General features: G+C 68.3%; 13 protein-coding genes and 1 pseudogene. 3 read left to right on the plus strand and 11 right to left on the minus strand.

Annotation, left to right across the window (positions count from 1 at the left end; genetic code table 11):
* Nucleotides 1–44: 44 nt before the first annotated feature.
* From M1L58_RS00005 to M1L58_RS00030, 6 genes are all read right to left on the minus strand, one after another.
* On the minus strand, nucleotides 45–1,010 hold the full coding sequence (locus M1L58_RS00005) for an oxygenase MpaB family protein (RefSeq protein WP_248657391.1): 966 nt from the start codon (nucleotides 1,008–1,010) through the stop codon (nucleotides 45–47).
* A 575-nt stretch (nucleotides 1,011–1,585) separates the two neighbouring features.
* Nucleotides 1,586–2,317, minus strand: a complete 732-nt coding sequence (locus M1L58_RS00010) for a VOC family protein (RefSeq protein WP_248657392.1) — start codon at nucleotides 2,315–2,317, stop codon at nucleotides 1,586–1,588.
* A complete protein-coding gene (locus M1L58_RS00015) occupies nucleotides 2,314–2,643 on the minus strand; it encodes a hypothetical protein (protein WP_248657393.1) in 330 nt (109 codons plus the stop codon). Before M1L58_RS00015 ends, M1L58_RS00010 begins: the two co-directional genes overlap by 4 nt.
* A 54-nt stretch (nucleotides 2,644–2,697) precedes the next feature.
* Nucleotides 2,698–2,919 (minus strand): DUF3263 domain-containing protein, encoded by a 222-nt coding sequence (locus tag M1L58_RS00020; RefSeq protein WP_006864747.1) that lies wholly within the window; start codon nucleotides 2,917–2,919, stop codon nucleotides 2,698–2,700.
* Between the two features lie 212 nt (nucleotides 2,920–3,131).
* Nucleotides 3,132–4,229: a DUF475 domain-containing protein gene (locus tag M1L58_RS00025; RefSeq protein ID WP_006864746.1), complete on the minus strand. Its 1,098-nt coding sequence runs from the start codon at nucleotides 4,227–4,229 to the stop codon at nucleotides 3,132–3,134.
* Nucleotides 4,226–4,510, minus strand: a complete 285-nt coding sequence (locus M1L58_RS00030) for a hypothetical protein (protein WP_005199987.1) — start codon at nucleotides 4,508–4,510, stop codon at nucleotides 4,226–4,228. The genes M1L58_RS00025 and M1L58_RS00030 overlap by 4 nt, the downstream gene beginning before the upstream one ends.
* A gap of 284 nt (nucleotides 4,511–4,794) precedes the next feature.
* Between M1L58_RS00030 and M1L58_RS00035 the strand changes: the two genes are divergently transcribed.
* Nucleotides 4,795–5,139: an RNA polymerase-binding protein RbpA gene (locus M1L58_RS00035; protein ID WP_006864744.1), complete on the plus strand. Its 345-nt coding sequence runs from the start codon at nucleotides 4,795–4,797 to the stop codon at nucleotides 5,137–5,139.
* Nucleotides 5,140–5,211: 72 nt separating this feature from the next.
* Here M1L58_RS00035 and M1L58_RS00040 read toward each other — a convergent pair whose 3' ends face one another.
* The 5 genes and pseudogenes from M1L58_RS00040 to cobN all read right to left on the minus strand — a co-directional run.
* Nucleotides 5,212–6,057 carry a polyprenol monophosphomannose synthase gene (locus tag M1L58_RS00040; RefSeq protein ID WP_248657394.1) on the minus strand — a complete coding sequence of 282 codons (846 nt, stop codon included), beginning with the start codon at nucleotides 6,055–6,057 and terminating at the stop codon, nucleotides 5,212–5,214.
* A gap of 8 nt (nucleotides 6,058–6,065) precedes the next feature.
* Entirely contained in the window at nucleotides 6,066–7,748 is a 1,683-nt protein-coding gene (gene lnt / locus M1L58_RS00045) for an apolipoprotein N-acyltransferase (RefSeq protein ID WP_248657395.1), read from the minus strand.
* The gene (locus M1L58_RS00050; RefSeq protein WP_248657396.1) at nucleotides 7,745–9,385 is read right to left on the minus strand and encodes an amidohydrolase; all 1,641 of its coding nucleotides are present in this window, start codon (nucleotides 9,383–9,385) and stop codon (nucleotides 7,745–7,747) included. Before M1L58_RS00050 ends, lnt begins: the two co-directional genes overlap by 4 nt.
* Nucleotides 9,386–9,450: 65 nt before the next feature.
* On the minus strand, nucleotides 9,451–9,987 hold the full coding sequence (locus tag M1L58_RS00055; protein WP_248657397.1) for an FxsA family protein: 537 nt from the start codon (nucleotides 9,985–9,987) through the stop codon (nucleotides 9,451–9,453).
* A 211-nt stretch (nucleotides 9,988–10,198) separates the two neighbouring features.
* Nucleotides 10,199–13,840: pseudogene (gene cobN / locus M1L58_RS00060) on the minus strand (cobaltochelatase subunit CobN); the annotation flags it as partial.
* A gap of 200 nt (nucleotides 13,841–14,040) precedes the next feature.
* Between cobN and cobG the strand changes: the two are divergent.
* Complete coding sequence (gene cobG, locus M1L58_RS00065) at nucleotides 14,041–15,237, plus strand: precorrin-3B synthase (RefSeq protein ID WP_248657399.1); 1,197 nt, start codon at nucleotides 14,041–14,043, stop codon at nucleotides 15,235–15,237.
* Nucleotides 15,238–15,250: 13 nt separating this feature from the next.
* Complete coding sequence (locus M1L58_RS00070) at nucleotides 15,251–15,874, plus strand: precorrin-8X methylmutase (RefSeq protein WP_248657400.1); 624 nt, start codon at nucleotides 15,251–15,253, stop codon at nucleotides 15,872–15,874.

A 15,874-nucleotide genomic window follows, 5' to 3' on the forward strand; every position in this document is an offset into this window, starting at 1 on the left:
TTTCCGGGTGAGCGGGAACGGAAATCGTGAGCGAGCCGGTGGAGCTACGCGTATTTGTAAGCGGCGCTCTGCTTCTCGCGTCTCTTCATGGCCTGGATCGCGTCGTGGTGGCGACGGGCGTGGTACGCCAGCGGGAAGTAGGTCGCGCGTTCGGGCAGGGTGCGGTAGGCGAACCGCAGGCGGCGGTGGATCTTCTCGAGGTGGCGCTGTTCCTCGTCGGTCCACGTCAGGCCGAGGATCTCGCGTACGCGCGGGTCCATGACACCGACGGTGGTGAGGTAGTTGAAGTTCTGGAACGGGACCGACGCGGTGGCGGCGACCTTCTTGACGGCCGGACGCAGCGCCTTGGGCACGGTCTTCGGCACCGGCGGGGCGGCGCGCATCTGCTCGATGAGCTCGATCGCCACCGGATGGCGGATCAGTTTGTTCTCGATGAAGTCGTCGAAATACTCGTCGAACTCCTCGAGGGTCTCGGGGTAACCCTTCATCGGGACCTGGACGATCTTGGCGATGCGACGGTTGTCGCGCAGCAGCTCCTTGCGCTCTTCGAGCGTGAACTTTCGGCCGAGGACGAGCGGCGCGGCGGTGGTCATCGTCGGGAACCCGGTCGCGATCACCCACGCGTAGGCCTCCGGGTTGAGCGCGCTGATGTGCTTGCCGTCGGCGTTGCGCATCTGCAGCGGCTGATGCAGCTTGCGCAGGCGGTGTCCTTCAGCGATGGCTTCCTGGCCGCCGTAGGTCCAGCGCAGCACCGAGTCGGCGGAACGGATCGCACGCCCGACCGGATCGGTGCGAAACACCGAGTACTTGCCGACGACGTCGCCGATCACCGGGTGCATCACCTGCATCACGAACGCTGCGCCGTTGATCGGCAGGAACGTGTAGAGACCGGTGAGCTGCGCGGTGAGCGAATCGGGCGGGATCAGCTCGATCTCGTCGTCGCGGTGGTTGATGAGCCGGTCGGTGTCCTCGGGATCGGCGGTCGTCGGTTCGTCGTGTACCGCGGTCATGGTGCCCCCAACATGGCTTTCGAAAGCTATTTCGACAACATTTGTAGTCAGATTACCCCAGGAGCTGTTGGAAACCCAGGTTTCGATACGGCTCGTCGCTGCGCTCCTCGCCTACTCAACCGGCGGGAAGGCACGACCGATCGGCGAGAAGGCAGATCACAACCGGCGAGGAGGCACGACCGACCAGCGAGAAGGCAGATCACAACCGGCGGGGAGGCACGACCGATCGGCGAGAAGGCAGATCACAACCGGCGGGGAGGCACGACCGACCGGCGAGAAGGCAGATCACAACCGGCGGGAAGGCACGACCGACCGGCGAGAAGGCAGATCACAACCGGCGGGGAGGAACGACTTACCGGCGAGAAGGCAGATCTCAACCGGCGGGGAGGCACGACCGATCGGCGAGAAGGCAGATCACAACCGGCGGGGAGGCACGACCGACCGGCGAGAAGGCAGATCACAACCGGCGGGAAGGCACGACTGACCGACGAGAAGGCAGATCACAACCGGCGGCGAGGCACGACCGATCGGCGAGAAGGCAGATCACAACCAACGGGGAGGCAGGGTTTTCCTGCTCAGGCAGGGCCGATGATGACCGTGCGGGTCCCGAGGGCGCGCTCGCGGACGGTGAAGATGCGGGTGCCCTTCTTGCGGCCGGTGCGGATCTCGCTGAGATCGAGACCCGCCGAGGACAGACGCGCGTGGGTCGCTTCGACGTCGGTGGACCGCCAGGCGACACCCCACAGCGAGGTTGCGGCGGGCGTCGGGGGTTCGGTCGAGGTCACCGCGGTGACGACCTCGACGATGAGGTCGCCGGCACGGAAGAACAGCTGTCGGGCGTTGTCGCCGATCGGCTGGTCGAGCCGGAAATCCAGGTCGAAGACGCCGCCGAACAGCGCGACCGCCCGATCGCGGTTGTCGCAGGTGAAGACGAGGTGGTCCATCCCGGTCACATCGCCGGCATGCGCCGCCTCCCCCACGGCTTCGCGGGCGGCAACACCGAGTGGCGTGGACCCCCCGATCACCCCGACGGTCGAGTCGACGACCGGGAAGCCGCGTCGGGTCAGCAGCCGGCGCATCGCCGCGACCGCGTCGACCGCGAAGTACACGCGATGGCCGGCGTCCGCGTCACCTTCTTCGACGGGTGCCCGGCGCAACCGGAGCTCGGTGTTGCCGACCACCAGCGGCGAATCGGCATCGGGCGCCCCGGATAATCCGAGAAGGGTCTCGTGCGTACGGGCGGCGAGTGCAGGGTCGGCGCAGGCGAGTTCGACGATCGCAGTCGGGAGCGGAGTCGGCGGGATCACCGCTTCTTCTTACCCTTTCGCCTGCGCGGTGTGGGCGGGGCGGGTCGATACGTCAGCGGTGCCGAACTGGTGATGTGCCAGGCGCCGCACGTGCACTCGTAATAGCGCAGAGACAGCGTTCCCAAAGCTCGCCGCTTGATGCGATCGATGCCGTCGAGCGCGTCGGCCGGCGACGAGAAGGGAAGCTTGTCAGGTGTCGGACACTCGGCCGTCTCGATCCGGCGCTCCGGCCGTCGAGCGGGACGGGTGTGCATCAGCTCGTGGAAAGCCGTACGTGCCTCGATCTCGCGGTAGAACGATTCGAGATCGTCGTCGGAGAAGGGCACGGGTCGATTATCCCCTCACCGCGGATCGTCGGCAGAATCGCGCCCGGTGCGCGACTAGCGGGCCATCCACAGACGACGGCGGATGACCTCACGCATACGGCGGAGCTCGGCGGCGCTCAAGGCCTCCGGCGGATCGGCGTCGACGATCCGGTTGAGTTCAGCGAAGAAGTCCCGATCAGACAGCCCGAATTCCTCGATGATCTGCTTCGACGACCCACCTCCCAACGGGTACCAGTGCTTCTCGAACTGGATCATCTGCTGCTGCCTGTCGTTCATTCCACCTCCAACTACGTTCTGTTCCGCATCGCGCCGGCACACGTCGTCCGGCTGAGAAAAGTCTTGATTTGTGCGTGACGGATGTCACCGCCGTCGTCCTTTGTACACCTGTCGTCCGACAGTTGGGAGCAAGTGACCCAAGGTGATTCGAATGTGTCTCACAACGTTCACCGGAAGGTCATGAATTCCCGCCGGGAGCTCCCGGAAGGCCCTCAAGCGTTCACCGAGGACGGGGTGTCGGAACGTCGTGAATCGCGTCGGTTCGCCCGGATGCTGCTCGCGAGAGAGGCGCCTATGAACGCCACTCCGACGAGGCCGGTGACGACCTCGTCGATGTGATACTTCACGCCCAGAAGGAGGATGACGGCCAGTGCGCCGATCGCCCAGTGCGCCCCGTGTTCGAGGTACCGGTACTCCCCCAGCGTGCCCTGACGCACGAGGTAGATCGTGATGGACCGGACGAACATCGCGCCGATGAAACCGAGGCCGAGAGCGATGATGATCGGATCCGAGGTGATCGCGAAGGCCCCGATCACGCCGTCGAAGGAGAACGACGCGTCGAGCACCTCGAGGTAGAGGAAGAGGAAGAACGCGGCTTTGCCGGTCGCCTTGGTCGCTCGGGTCGGGCCGGGTTCGTCGTGTTCCGGGCCGTCGGACATGAACAGCGAGCTGAGTCCGTCGACGGTGATGTAGGTGACCATGCCGAGGATCCCGGCAATCAGGACCGTGGCGCGAATGTCGTCAGCAGCCAGGAACTCGGCGCAGAGCACGAGCGCGACAGATGCGAGTACGACGGGTAGCTGGTCGAGCTTGCCGATCTTGGCCAGCGGACGCTCGAGCCACGTCAGCCAGGTGCGCTCGCGCTCCGTCAGCACGAAATTGAGGAACAGCAGCAAGAGGAACATCCCGCCGAATGCGGCGATCTGCGGATGCGCCTCGGTCAGGATCGTCTCGTAACTGGGTTGGCCGTCGGCGAAGTAGGCCTGCCCGTCGGGCGGAGGGTTGGTGGCGAGTCGCAGCGCCTCGGCCGGGTTCAAGCCGCCGGTGATCCAGACGATCATCAACGGGAAGAGCAGGCGCATGCCGAAGACGGCGATGAGCACACCCACGGTCAGGAACATGCGCTGCCAGAACGCGGACATCCGCTCCAGGATCGTCGCGTTGATGACGGCGTTGTCGAAGGACAACGACACCTCGAGCACGCCGAGGATCGCGCACAACGCGAGCCCGGTCCAGCCGAGGTAGAGGTACGCGATGACCAGCGCGACCACCGAGATGCCGGCGGACAGGCCGAAGATGCGGGCGATCACCGCAGCTTCTCGGCTTCCTTCGCGAGCTCGAGCAGAGTGTCGGTCAGCTCGGCCAGGACGTCATGGTCGGCGCGCTCGGCGACCGCGGTGCCGAGGTCCTCGGCCGCGCATCGCAGAGCGAACATGCGATCGCCGAAATCGGCGGCCTCGGCGGCCGACAGGATCACGGCGTCGGCGGGAATGGATGTCCCCTCGAGCAGCGTTCTCTGCTCATAGGCGCGCTGCCTGCACGAACGCTTGCAGTACTTGCGGCGCCGGCCGAGTTCGGAGTCGACCATCATCGACCCGCACCACGCACAGTTGTACGGGCGACGCCGGTGATGAGAGACCTGTTCCACATCGGAGACCGTACCCCGGTGGGACGCTCCGAAACCGGCACGGCACGTCGGGCGGTCGCCTCGAGTCAACACGGGTCGTCGGCGGGTGGCGGACCACCACTGCGATTGCGCGTAGAATGTTTCTGTTGACGACTCAGTTGGCTGCGTTCGAACGTGAACGCCGCGTGAATACAGCTGATAGATCCGGCAAACTGAGAAATCTGACGAAGCTTTGAGAGGAACCCTTCATGGCAGATCGAGTACTTCGGGGTAGCCGCCTCGGCGCGGTGAGCTACGAGACCGATCGCGACCACGACCTCGCGCCACGTCGCATCGTCCAGTACCGCACCGACAACGGTGAGATCTTCGACGTCCCCTTCGCCGACGACGCCGAGGTGCCGTCGAAGTGGCCGTGCAAGAACGGCATGGAAGGCACGATCCTCGAGGGCGCAGAGCCCGAGGAGAAGAAGACGAAGCCGCCGCGCACCCACTGGGACATGCTGCTCGAGCGTCGTAGCGAGGAAGAACTCGAGGTGCTCCTCAACGAGCGTCTCGAACTGCTGAAGCAGCGTCGCAAGGGCATCACGCACTGAGCCCCACCGTTTGACAGACAGATCGGCCCGGCAGGAACGCCTGCCGGGCCGATCTGTCTGTGTACTGCCGAGCTAGGAGTTCTTGACGATGCCCAGGCGCTCGAGGCGGCTCTGGATGCCCCAGCGCGCGACCATCGTGAAGGCCTCCGACATGACACCGCCACTCATCTTGGACACGCCCAGCTCGCGTTCGGTGAACGTGATCGGCACCTCGCGGACATCGAACCCGGCGCGCACGGTCCGCCAGGCGAGGTCGATCTGGAAGCAGTAACCGGCCGACTCGACGGTGTCGAGCTGGATCTTCTCCAACACGCCGCGTCGGTAGGCGCGGAAGCCGGCGGTGATGTCGTGCACCTTGGCGCCGAGCGCGACGCGGGCGTAGGTGTTGGCACCGCGCGAGAGGAACTCACGGTGCTTGGGCCAGTTCACGAGTTTGCCGCCGGGCACGTACCGAGAACCGATGACGAGGTCGGCGCCGTCATTGATGGCGTCGAAGAGGCGGTGAAGCTGCTCGGGGGCATGACTGCCGTCGGCATCCATCTCGACGATGACCGGGTAGTCGCGGTTCAGGCCCCACGCGAACCCGGCGAGGTAGGCCTTGCCGAGGCCGTCCTTCTCCTTGCGATGCATCACGTGGATGCGGCCCGACTCCTTACCGTCGGCGGCGTGTGCCTCGGCGTCTTTGCGGGCCAGTTCTTCGGCGACCTCACCGGTGTCGTCCGGGCTGGAATCGTCGACGACCAGCAGGTGCACGCCGGGCAGGGCGGCCTGGAGGCGTTCGACGATCACCGGCAGGTTGTCGCGCTCGTTGAACGTCGGCACGACGACCAGTGCGCCCGCTCCGTCGGCGCCGACCACCGGCTGCGGCGCGTCGCCTGACTGGCGCTGTCCTGCCGAGGCGTCAATCCCCGATGCCATCGAGCTCCTTAAATGTCACCGGACGCCCGTGCGGCGTCCCTGCGTGGCTTGAGTGTGAACCTAGTACGCGAGGCCAGCGCAAACAAAAGACCGCCCACCGCCACGACGATCGCGAGTGCCTCGGGCCATACCCCGAGGCGGGTCGCGAGGGTCTCGCCGTCGTGCAGCGGGAGGGTGCTGGTCAGCACGTCCGAGGCGAAGATGCCGGATTGCTCGGTGATCGAACCGTCGGCGTCGATGATCGCGCTCACACCGCTGGTCGCGGCGACGACCACAGCACGTCCGTGTTCGACGGCACGCACTTGCGACATCGCCAGCTGCTGATAGGTCATCTCGGTGCGGCCGAAGGTCGCATTGTTGGTGGGCACGAAGAGCATCTGCGCCCCGTCACGGATCGACTGGCGGGCCGCACGGTCGAAGGCGACCTCCCAGCAGGTCGCGACGCCCACGGAGACCTCACCCGAGCGGCCGGGGACGTCCACGACGGTGGGACCGGTGCCCGGTTTGAAGTTGCCGGCCATGTCCGCATACGACGAGAAGAGACGGAAGAACGAGCGCCACGGCAGGTATTCGCCGAACGGCTGCACGATGTGCTTGTCGTAGCGGTCGACAGGTCCCTTCGCACTGTCCCAGACGAGCACCGAGTTCGTGGGGCGGCCGTCGGAGTTGCGGATCAGGGTGCCCACGAGGATCGGGGCGCCGACGGCCTCGGAGGCGTGGGTGATCTCGGCGGCGGCGTCGGCGTTGTCCAGCGGTGAGATGTCCGAGGCGTTCTCCGGCCACAGCACGAAGTCGGGCGGGGCGGCGAGGCCGGCGTCGATCGCCTGGGCGTAGCCGATGGTGGTGCGCACGTGGTTGTCGAGCACGGCACGGCGCTGCGCGTTGAAATCGAGGCCGAGGCGCGGCACGTTGCCCTGGACGGCGCCGATACGCACTGACTGCGATGAGATGGTGCGGTCGATGGTGGCCGGGGTCAGGGCGATCGCCGCCACGGGTGCGAGCAGCGCGATGGCCACCGCGAGGGTCGCGACCCGCACGAGGCCCGACGGCTGGTCGGCGGTGAGCGCCGCCGCCGAGCGGGCGGATCGGCGGTAGGCGGAAACGAGGATGATCAGCAGCCAGGCGACCGAGGCGCCGAACAACGCCACCCCGGCGGACAGCCCGGGTGCGCCCAGCACGGACGCCAGTGGCAGCAGCGGGCCGTCGACCTGACTGAAAGCTGTTCGCCCCCAAGGAAATCCGCCGAACGGGAACGACGATCGCAGGGCTTCGACGAGCACCCAGGACAGCATGAACCAGACCGGCGGTACCGGGAGCCGCATGGTCAGGGTCGCGATCGCGCCGAACAGGGCGAGGTACCCGGACAGCAGCACCGACAGCGCGAGCCACGGTAGCGGGCCGACGTAGACACCGATCCACGGCAGCAGCGGGATGAAGAAGGCGAGACCGAAGACGAAGCCGACCCACGCACCCGTGCGCACCCGTGGACGCCGCACGTACAGCGCGGTGAAGAGCACGCCGAGACCGAAGACCGCAAGGAACCACCAGTTGCGGGGAGGGAAAGCCGCCCACATCGCCAGACCGGCGACGATCGCGGCCACGGTGCGAAGACTCCAGTCCCAGGTCAGTGTGAAACGGCGGGAACGCGCCTCGGTCTCCTCGGGGGACGTCATCGTGTCGGTGGCGTTCACCCGGCGTCCCGGTCGAAGAGAACCTGTCCGCGGTGCACGGTCCGGACACACCGCGGCAGTTCGGCTCCCGGGGAGACGTCCGGCAGGGCGGGCACGCGCGAACGCGGGTCGGTGGACCAGCGCTGCACCTTTTCGTGGGAGCCGGCGACGACGAGGTCGTCGGCCTCCCAGACCGCGTAGCTTGCGGGTGCACCGGGCGCCAGGGTGCCGGTGAGGCCGTCGTTGACACCCCCGGCGCGCCAGCCGCCGCGGGTCGCCGCGGCAAAGGCACCACGGGCCGAGATCGCGTTGGTGGGCTGGTGGTGGTGGACCGCGGCCCGGATCGTTGACCAGGGGTCGATCGGCGTGACCGGGGCATCGGACGAGAACGAGAGCGCCACACCGGTTTTGGCGAGCATGGCGAAATCGTTGAGGGTTGCCGCGCGGGCCGTGCCGAGCCGGGCGTCGTAGAGGTCGCCCTCGCCGCCCCATTCGGCGTCGAAATGCGGCTGCATGCTGGCGATCACGCCGCAGCGTGCCAGGACCTCCGCGTCGCGGGCGGTGACCATCTCGGCGTGCTCGAGCCGGTGGGCGCAGCGGGCGATCGCCGGGGTGCCCAGTTCGTCGGCGAGTTCGGTGAGAGCGGCGACGACGGCGCCGGTGGCAGCATCACCGATGACGTGGAAGCCGGACTGGATGCCGGCGAGCGTGCAGCCGCGGAGGTGATCGCGGATCGTCTCCATGTCGAGGTAGCTGATGCCGCGGGTGTCCGGGGCGTCGGTGTACGGCTCGTTGAGCCACGCGGTGTGCGACCCGATCGCGCCGTCGATGAAGAGGTCACCGCCGAGTGCGTGGGCGCGGGTGATGGTCATCAGTTCGGCCGCGTGGTCGGCGTCGGTGACGGTCTGTCCCCAGTAGCGGCGGATCTCGACGGGGTGGTCGAGGTCGGCGATGGCCAGGAAGTCGTCCATCCCGCTGATGTCGGGGCCGCCGTTCTCGTGGACGGCGACGACACCGTGCGCGGCGGCCACGTCGAGTGCACGACGTTGCGCCCGCTCACGGTGTGCGGCGGTGACGAGGAGTCGGGCTGCACCACGGACGAGGTGATGCGCCTCGGCGACCAGAGGCTCCTCCGGGTGGTAACCGACGGCGTCCGCGAGTTCGGGGACGAGGCGGCGCAGAGCGGTGGACGCGACCGCGGAGTGTTCGTCGACGCGGGCGAGATAGACCGGACGTCCGCCGACCACTGCATCGAGCTCACTGGTCGTCGGGAAACGACCGTCCTCGGGTTCGGGGCCTTCCCACGTCGAGTCGTCCCAGCCGAGACCCCAGAGGAGATCACCCTCGTCGTGTCCGGCGACGGCGTCGTCGGCGACCGCCTTCTCGACGAGACGCAGGCAGTGAGTCCGGCTGGTCGCCTCGTTGAGGGTGAGGCCGTCGAGGGAGAGTCCCGTCGACGTGAGGTGCACGTGCGAGTCGACGAAACCCGGGCTGACGAACAGCCCGTTCAGATCGACGATCTCCGCATCCGGGTGAAGGGCCCGGCCGACGTCGTCGGTTCCGACCCACACCACCACCCCATCGGTGATGGCCATCGCGGTCGCGTCAGGGGCGGCCGCCGAGTACACGGCACCGCCGAGGAGCAGTTGGGTTGCCACGATCGTTCAGTCTGCCTTGCCGTGGGTGAATGTGGCCGGGAGGGGTCGCGCGGGGCGAGCCCAGGTCAGCGCGTGGGCGGCAGCTGCGGGGTGGTCATCGGTGTGGTTCTTGGGCCGAAGCCGGTTCCGGAGGTGTCCGAGTCCACAACCGTGCCGTCGACGACGGTCCCACCACCGGGAACGCCGCCACCGCGGATCCGGCTGCCGTAGACGCCGGTGGCGTACAGGCCCGCGCGGTCCACCGCGGTCGCCATCCGCTTGGCGCCGACGGCCACCACGGCCGGGCGCAACGCTTTGCGGGTCGGCGGGAAGAGCAGCAGTATTCCGGCGAGAGTCGAGACGATGCCCGGGATGACCAGCAGGATGGTCGAGGTCGCGACGAGCGCGGTGTCGGCCAGCGGCGCCCGCGCGTCGACCTCGTTGTTGGCGGCGCGACGCAGCTCGCCGAAGACCTTGCGGCCCTGCCAGCGCAAGGTGAGGAACCCGAGGACGCCGGCCGCGATGCTGATCAGCACAGCCCAGCCGAACCCGAGCCACAACGCCATCGCCACGAAGGCGGCGATCTCCAGCAGCGCGTACACGGCGAAGTAGCGGAGTGCCATGGTCGTCTCACCTGTCTTTCGGTGCCTTGCCGGCACCCTCGATGTCAGGGTCTGGCGGGGTAACGAACGAGGGGGCCATTTTTCTCCCGGGGGGTTTGACCTCGATACGCGGCGTCCTCGATACGCGGCGTCCTCGATCTCGATGCGCTCCTTCGTCGCTTACTCGACCCGGCGGCTTCGCTCGGCCGTCGCTACTCGGCGGAGCAGGACGTCAGTCTTCCCCGCGGGCCTCGATGTCGCCCTCGGTCTGCAGGTACACGTTGCGCAGCTGATCGAGGAGTTCGGTGGGCGGTTCGTGCCACATGTCCCGTTCGACGGCCTCGAGCAGGCGTTCGGCGATGCCGTGCAGTGCCCAGGGGTTGGACTGCTGCATGAACTCCTGATTGGTCTCGTCGAGGACATAGGACTCGGTGAGCTTCTCGTACATCCAGTCGGCGACGACGTCGGTGGTGGCGTCGTAACCGAAGAGATAGTCGACGGTCGCGGCCATCTCGAAGGCACCCTTGTATCCGTGGCGCTGCATCGCCGAGATCCAGCGCGGGTTGACGACGCGAGCGCGGAACACGCGGGCGGTCTCCTCCGACAGCGTGCGGGTGCGGACGGAGTCGGGCCGGGTGCTGTCGCCGATGTAGGCCTCGGGCGCCGTTCCGGTCAGCGCGCGGACGGTCGCCACCATGCCGCCGTGGTACTGGAAGTAGTCGTCGGAGTCGGCGATGTCGTGTTCGCGGGTGTCGGTGTTCTTGGCGGCCACCGCGATCCGCTTGTAGGCGGCGCGCATGTCGTCGACCGCCGGGACACCGTCGAGTCCGCGGCCATAGGCGTAGCCGCCCCACTCGGTGTAGACCCGTGCCAGGTCCTCGTCGCTGCGCCAGTCGCGGGAGTCGATGAGCTGCAGGATTCCGGCGCCGTAGGTTCCGGGTTTGGAACCGAAGACACGGGTGACCGCGCGGCGGCGGTCGCCGTGCTCGGCCATGGCGGAGCGGACATGGGCGGCGACGAAGTTCTGCTCATCCGGTTCGTCGGCGCCGGCGGCGAGAGCGACCGCGTCGTCGAGCATCGCGACCACGTGCGGGAAGGCGTCGCGGAAGAACCCGGAGATCCGGACGGTGACGTCGATGCGCGGGCGGCCGAGTTCGGCGAGGTCGATGAGTTCGAGGTCGACGACACGGCGCGACATCTCGTCCCACACCGGCATCACACCGAGGAGGGCGAGGACCTCTGCGACGTCGTCGCCGGATGTGCGCATGGCACTGGTCCCCCACACCGACAGCCCGACCGATGCCGGGTGGTGGCCGTGGTCGCTGACATACCGCTCCAGCAGCGAGTCGGCCATCGCGCGACCGGTCTCCCACGCCAGCCGCGAGGGCACGGCCTTCGGGTCGACGGAGTAGAAGTTGCGGCCGGTCGGCAGCACGTTGATCAGTCCGCGCAACGGAGAGCCGCTGGGGCCGGCGGGGATGAAGCCGCCGTCGAGGGCGTGCAGGACGCGGGGCACTTCACCGGTCGTCTGCCGCAGACGCGGGACGACTTCGGTCGCCGCGAAACGCAGGACATCACCGACCGCGTCGGGCAATCCGGCGGTGGCTTCCGCAATGACAGCCGGAGACCAGTCGTCCTTCGCGCACGCCGCGACCAGGTCACGGGCCTGCGCCTCGACGACGTCGACGGTCCCGCGTTCGGCGGTGCCGTCCTCGACCAGGCCCAGTGCTTCGCGGAGTCCGGGCAGCGCCGACGTTCCACCCCACAGTTGCCGGGCGCGCAGCATCGCGAGGACGAGGTCGACCTCGGCCTCGTCGCGCGGTGGCTCACCGAGAACATGGAGGCCGTCGCGGATCTGGACGTCCTTGATCTCGCACAGCCAGCCGTCGACATGCAGCAGCATGTCGTCGAAGACCTCTTCGTCGGGGCGTTCGGTGAGTCCGAGGTCGTGGTCCATCTTGGCCGCGGTGAGCAGTGTCCAGATCTGCTGGCGGATCGCCGGGAGTTTCGCGGGATCGAGGGCGGTGATGTTGGCGTGTTCGTCGAGCAGCTGCTCGAGTCGGGCGATGTCGCCGTAGGACTCGGCGCGCGCCATCGGCGGGATCAGGTGGTCGACGAGAACGGCGTGGGCCCGGCGCTTCGCCTGGGTTCCCTCCCCCGGGTCGTTGACGAGGAAGGGATAGATGAGCGGGAGATCGCCGAGGGCCGCGTCGGTTCCGCAGTTGGCGGACATGCCGAGGTTCTTGCCCGGCAACCATTCGAGGTTGCCGTGTTTGCCGACGTGCACGATCGCGTCAGCACCGAAACCGGCCTGGCCCGAGGCCTGCCGAGCGGCGATCCACCGGTAGGACGCCAGGTAGTGGTGCGACGGCGGGAGGTCGGGGTCGTGGTAGATCGCGACCGGGTTCTCGCCGAACCCGCGCGGCGGCTGCACCATGATCGCGATGTTGCCGAAAGTCAGTGCGGCGATGACGATGTCGCCGTCGGGATTGGTCGACCGGTCGACGAACAGGTCACCGGGTGCCTCGCCCCAGTGTTCGACGACGGCACTGCGCAGTTCTTCCGGCAGCGTCTCGAACCAGGCGCGGTACTGCGCGGCGGGCAGGCGGATGGGGTTGGCGGCGAGAGTTTCCTCGGTCAGCCAATCCGGGTCCTGGCCGCCGGTGGCGATGATCTCGTGGATCAGCGCATCCGAATCGTCCTCGGCCAGGCCGGGTATCGCACCGGGACCGGACTCCGGTCCGATGTCGTAACCGGCCGCCCGTAGGGCCGAGAGCAGGCGCAGCAGACTGCGCGGGGTGTCGAGACCGACGGCGTTGCCGATGCGGGCGTGCTTGGTCGGGTACGCCGACAGCATGATGGCGATGCGCTTGTCGCCCGCCGGGATCCGGCGCAGCCGTGCGTGCGACACCGCGATGCCCGCGACGCGGGCGCAGCGCTCGGGGTCCGGCTGATACCAGGGCAGACCGTCGTCGTCGAATTCCTTGAAGGAGAACGGGACCGTGATGATGCGGCCATCGAACTCCGGCACCGCCACCTGTGTCGCGACGTCGAGTGGTGACAGACCGTCATCGCTCGCCTCCCAGTCCGCGCGAGAGCCCGTGAGGCACAGGCCCTGCAGGATCGGGATGTCGAGTGCGGCAAGTCGTTCGATGTTCCACGCTTCGTCGTCGCCGCCGGCCGATGCGGTTGCCGGGGTTGCTCCGCCGGCCGCCAGGACGGTGACCACGAGGGCGTCGACCGTGCCGAGCAGCTCGATCAGGTCATCGGGAGCAGTGCGCAGGGACGCGCAGAAGATCGGCAGTGCGCGCGCGCCGCGTTCTTCGATGGCGCTGCACAGCGCATCGATGTAGCGGGTGTTCCCGGCGAGATGCTGAGCGCGGTAGTAGAGGACCGCGATGGTCGGCCCTTCGGAGATATCGCGCTCCGCACGTTCCAGGATTCCCCAGGCCGGGGTCTGCTGCGGGGGCTCGAAGCCGTGGCCGGTGAACAGCACGGTGTCGGACAGGAAGTGGTGCAGGTTGACGATGTTCGCGACGCCACCGGCGGCGAGGTAGTCGTGCGCCTGGGCGGCGACACCGGCCGGCACCGTCGAATGGGCCATCAGGTCAGGGTCCGGCTGCTGCTCGCCGGAACACACCACCAGCGGTTTGCCCGTCGCCTCGACCGCGGCGAGTCCCTCTTCCCAGGCGCGCGTTCCGCCGAGGATGCGGACAACGATCAGGTCGGCGTCGGCGGCGAGGGCCGGGATCTCGTCGACGAGGAGCCGGGCAGGATTCGCGCCGCGGAACCCCACCCCGGGGTTCGCCTCGCCGGCGGCCGCCGCGGTCAGCAGGTCGGTATCCGAGGTCGAGAGCAGCAGGATCATCGTGTCTCCTCGCCGGGTTGTCGCGCCCGGAGTGTCGGGTGTGTGCGAGGGACTGGTCTGGCTGGGGCACCCGGTTTTCGTCGGGACCCGTCACAGTGGCGCGACCGCGCCGGATTCTCACCGGCTTCAGCCCGCTCGCGGTTGGGTCTCAGCGTACGGCGACCGGTCGGCGAAGTCCGCACCTGGGCCGGTCGTAGGCTGGGGGAATGACTGAGGCGGCCGAACCCGCTCCCGGCACGACGATCCGGGAGACCGCGATCCGGGAGTCTGGGGATCGTTGTCCCGGCGTGTTCAGCACCCACGACGCGCAGGACGGCGCGCTGGCCCGAATCCGGCTCCCCGGAGGCCGGATCCGCGCCGACCAGCTCACCGCCCTCGCCCAGGCAACAGCCGCGCACGCCGACGGCTTCCTCGAACTGACCGCACGCGGGAACCTGCAGCTCCGAGGCATCACCGACGTCGAGGCGGTGGCCGACGCCGTGGTGAACGCCGGCCTTGCGCCGAGCTCGTCGCACGACAGGGTGCGCAACATCGAGGTCAGCCCGCTGACCGGCCGCATCGGCGGCATCGCCGACGCCGCTCCGCTGGCAACGGCGCTCGACGACGCACTGCGGGCCGATCCGTCGGCCTCCTCGATCTCGGGACGGTTCTTGTTCGGGATCGACGACGGCCGGGGCGACATCCGCCGCCGCGGCGCCGATGCGTGTGCAGTGGTGCGATCGGCCGAACCCGTGGTCGCCGACATCTTCATCGGTGGAGTCCCGGTCGGGTCGGCCGAAGGGCCGGACGGGATCGTCGAGGCACTCATCGCGGTGACCGCCGGTCTGAACAAGGTGGCACCCGGCGCCTGGCGGGTGCGAGATCTCGGCACCGAGGACCGAAGCAGCCTGGAGCGCCGCGTCGCCGAAATCCTCACCCCCCTGGTCGAATCCGGCGAAGAAGACATACCGGACCCGCCGGGGCCGATCGTGGGCTGGTTCGATCAGGACGACGGATCGGTGCTGCTCGGCTCGGTCGTCGAACTCGGCCGGCTGCCCGCGCGCCTGGCCGAGTTCATCGGCGCGGTCGAGTCGCCGGTGGTCTTCACCCCGGACCGGGAGATCCTGATCTGCGACCTCGGTGAAGGGGTGGCCGAGACCGTGGTGCGGGTTCTCGCGCCGATGGGTCTGATCTTTGACGCGAACTCGCCGTGGGCGCGAGTCAGCTGCTGTGTGGGCGCCCCCGGTTGCGAATCCGCCAACGCCCCGGTGCGCGACGACCTTCTCGCACACGTGGAGGCGGGCCTCCCGGTCGGCGACCGCGAACATTGGGTCGGTTGTGAACGTCGCTGCGGCTCCCCCGCGGGCGCTCACCTGTCGGTGCAGGCCACGCCCGAGGGCGGGTACGACCGGCATCGCCGCTAGGCTCGTGCGCACCATGACCGAGTACCTGCGCGACGGCGCCGCGATCTACCGCCAGTCCTTTGCGACGATCCGGGCCGAGTCGGACCTGTCCGCCTTCGACTCCGATGTGTCGACCGTGGTCGTCCGGATGATCCACGCCTGCGGCCAGACCGATCTGACGCGCGACGTCGTCGCGACGCCCGGCGTCGTGCGCGCGGCCCGCGGGGCACTCGAGGCCGGCGCCCCGATCCTCTGCGACGCGTCGATGGTGGCTTCCGGAATTACCCGCAAACGTCTGCCGGCCGACAACGAAGTGCTGTGCCACCTCTCCGAACCGGGCCTCGCCGCCCTCGCCGAGGAGATGGGTACCACGAGAACCGCTGCCGCCCTTCAGTTCTGGTTGCCACGCCTCGAGGGTGCGGTCGTCGCAATCGGCAATGCCCCGACCGCGTTGTTCGCCCTGCTCGACATGATCGACGAGGGCGCGCCCCGCCCGGCCGCGATCGTCGGCGCACCTGTCGGTTTCGTCGGCGCGGCGGAATCCTGTGAGGCCCTCGCTGCCCGCACCGATCTCGAGTTCATCACCGTCACCGGTCGTCGTGGCGGGTCGGCGATCACCGCCGCTGCCGTCAACGCGCTCGCCACCCCTCAGGAGTGA

Source organism: Gordonia sp. C13, assembly GCF_023218005.1.
GTDB classification, from domain to species: Bacteria; Actinomycetota; Actinomycetes; order Mycobacteriales; family Mycobacteriaceae; genus Gordonia; species Gordonia namibiensis.

Bases quoted from the DNA above. Each gene is read 5' to 3' on its own strand.
- M1L58_RS00005 (WP_248657391.1), bottom strand. From the start codon at position 1,010: ATGACCGCGGTACACGACGAACCGACGACCGCCGATCCCGAGGACACC.
- M1L58_RS00020 (WP_006864747.1), bottom strand. From the start codon at position 2,919: ATGAACGACAGGCAGCAGCAGATGATCCAGTTCGAGAAGCACTGGTAC.
- M1L58_RS00030 (WP_005199987.1), bottom strand. From the start codon at position 4,510: ATGATGGTCGACTCCGAACTCGGCCGGCGCCGCAAGTACTGCAAGCGT.
- M1L58_RS00035 (WP_006864744.1), top strand. From the start codon at position 4,795: ATGGCAGATCGAGTACTTCGGGGTAGCCGCCTCGGCGCGGTGAGCTAC.
- M1L58_RS00040 (WP_248657394.1), bottom strand. From the start codon at position 6,057: ATGGCATCGGGGATTGACGCCTCGGCAGGACAGCGCCAGTCAGGCGAC.
- M1L58_RS00055 (WP_248657397.1), bottom strand. From the start codon at position 9,987: ATGGCACTCCGCTACTTCGCCGTGTACGCGCTGCTGGAGATCGCCGCC.
- cobG (WP_248657399.1), top strand. From the start codon at position 14,041: ATGACTGAGGCGGCCGAACCCGCTCCCGGCACGACGATCCGGGAGACC.
- M1L58_RS00070 (WP_248657400.1), top strand. From the start codon at position 15,251: ATGACCGAGTACCTGCGCGACGGCGCCGCGATCTACCGCCAGTCCTTT.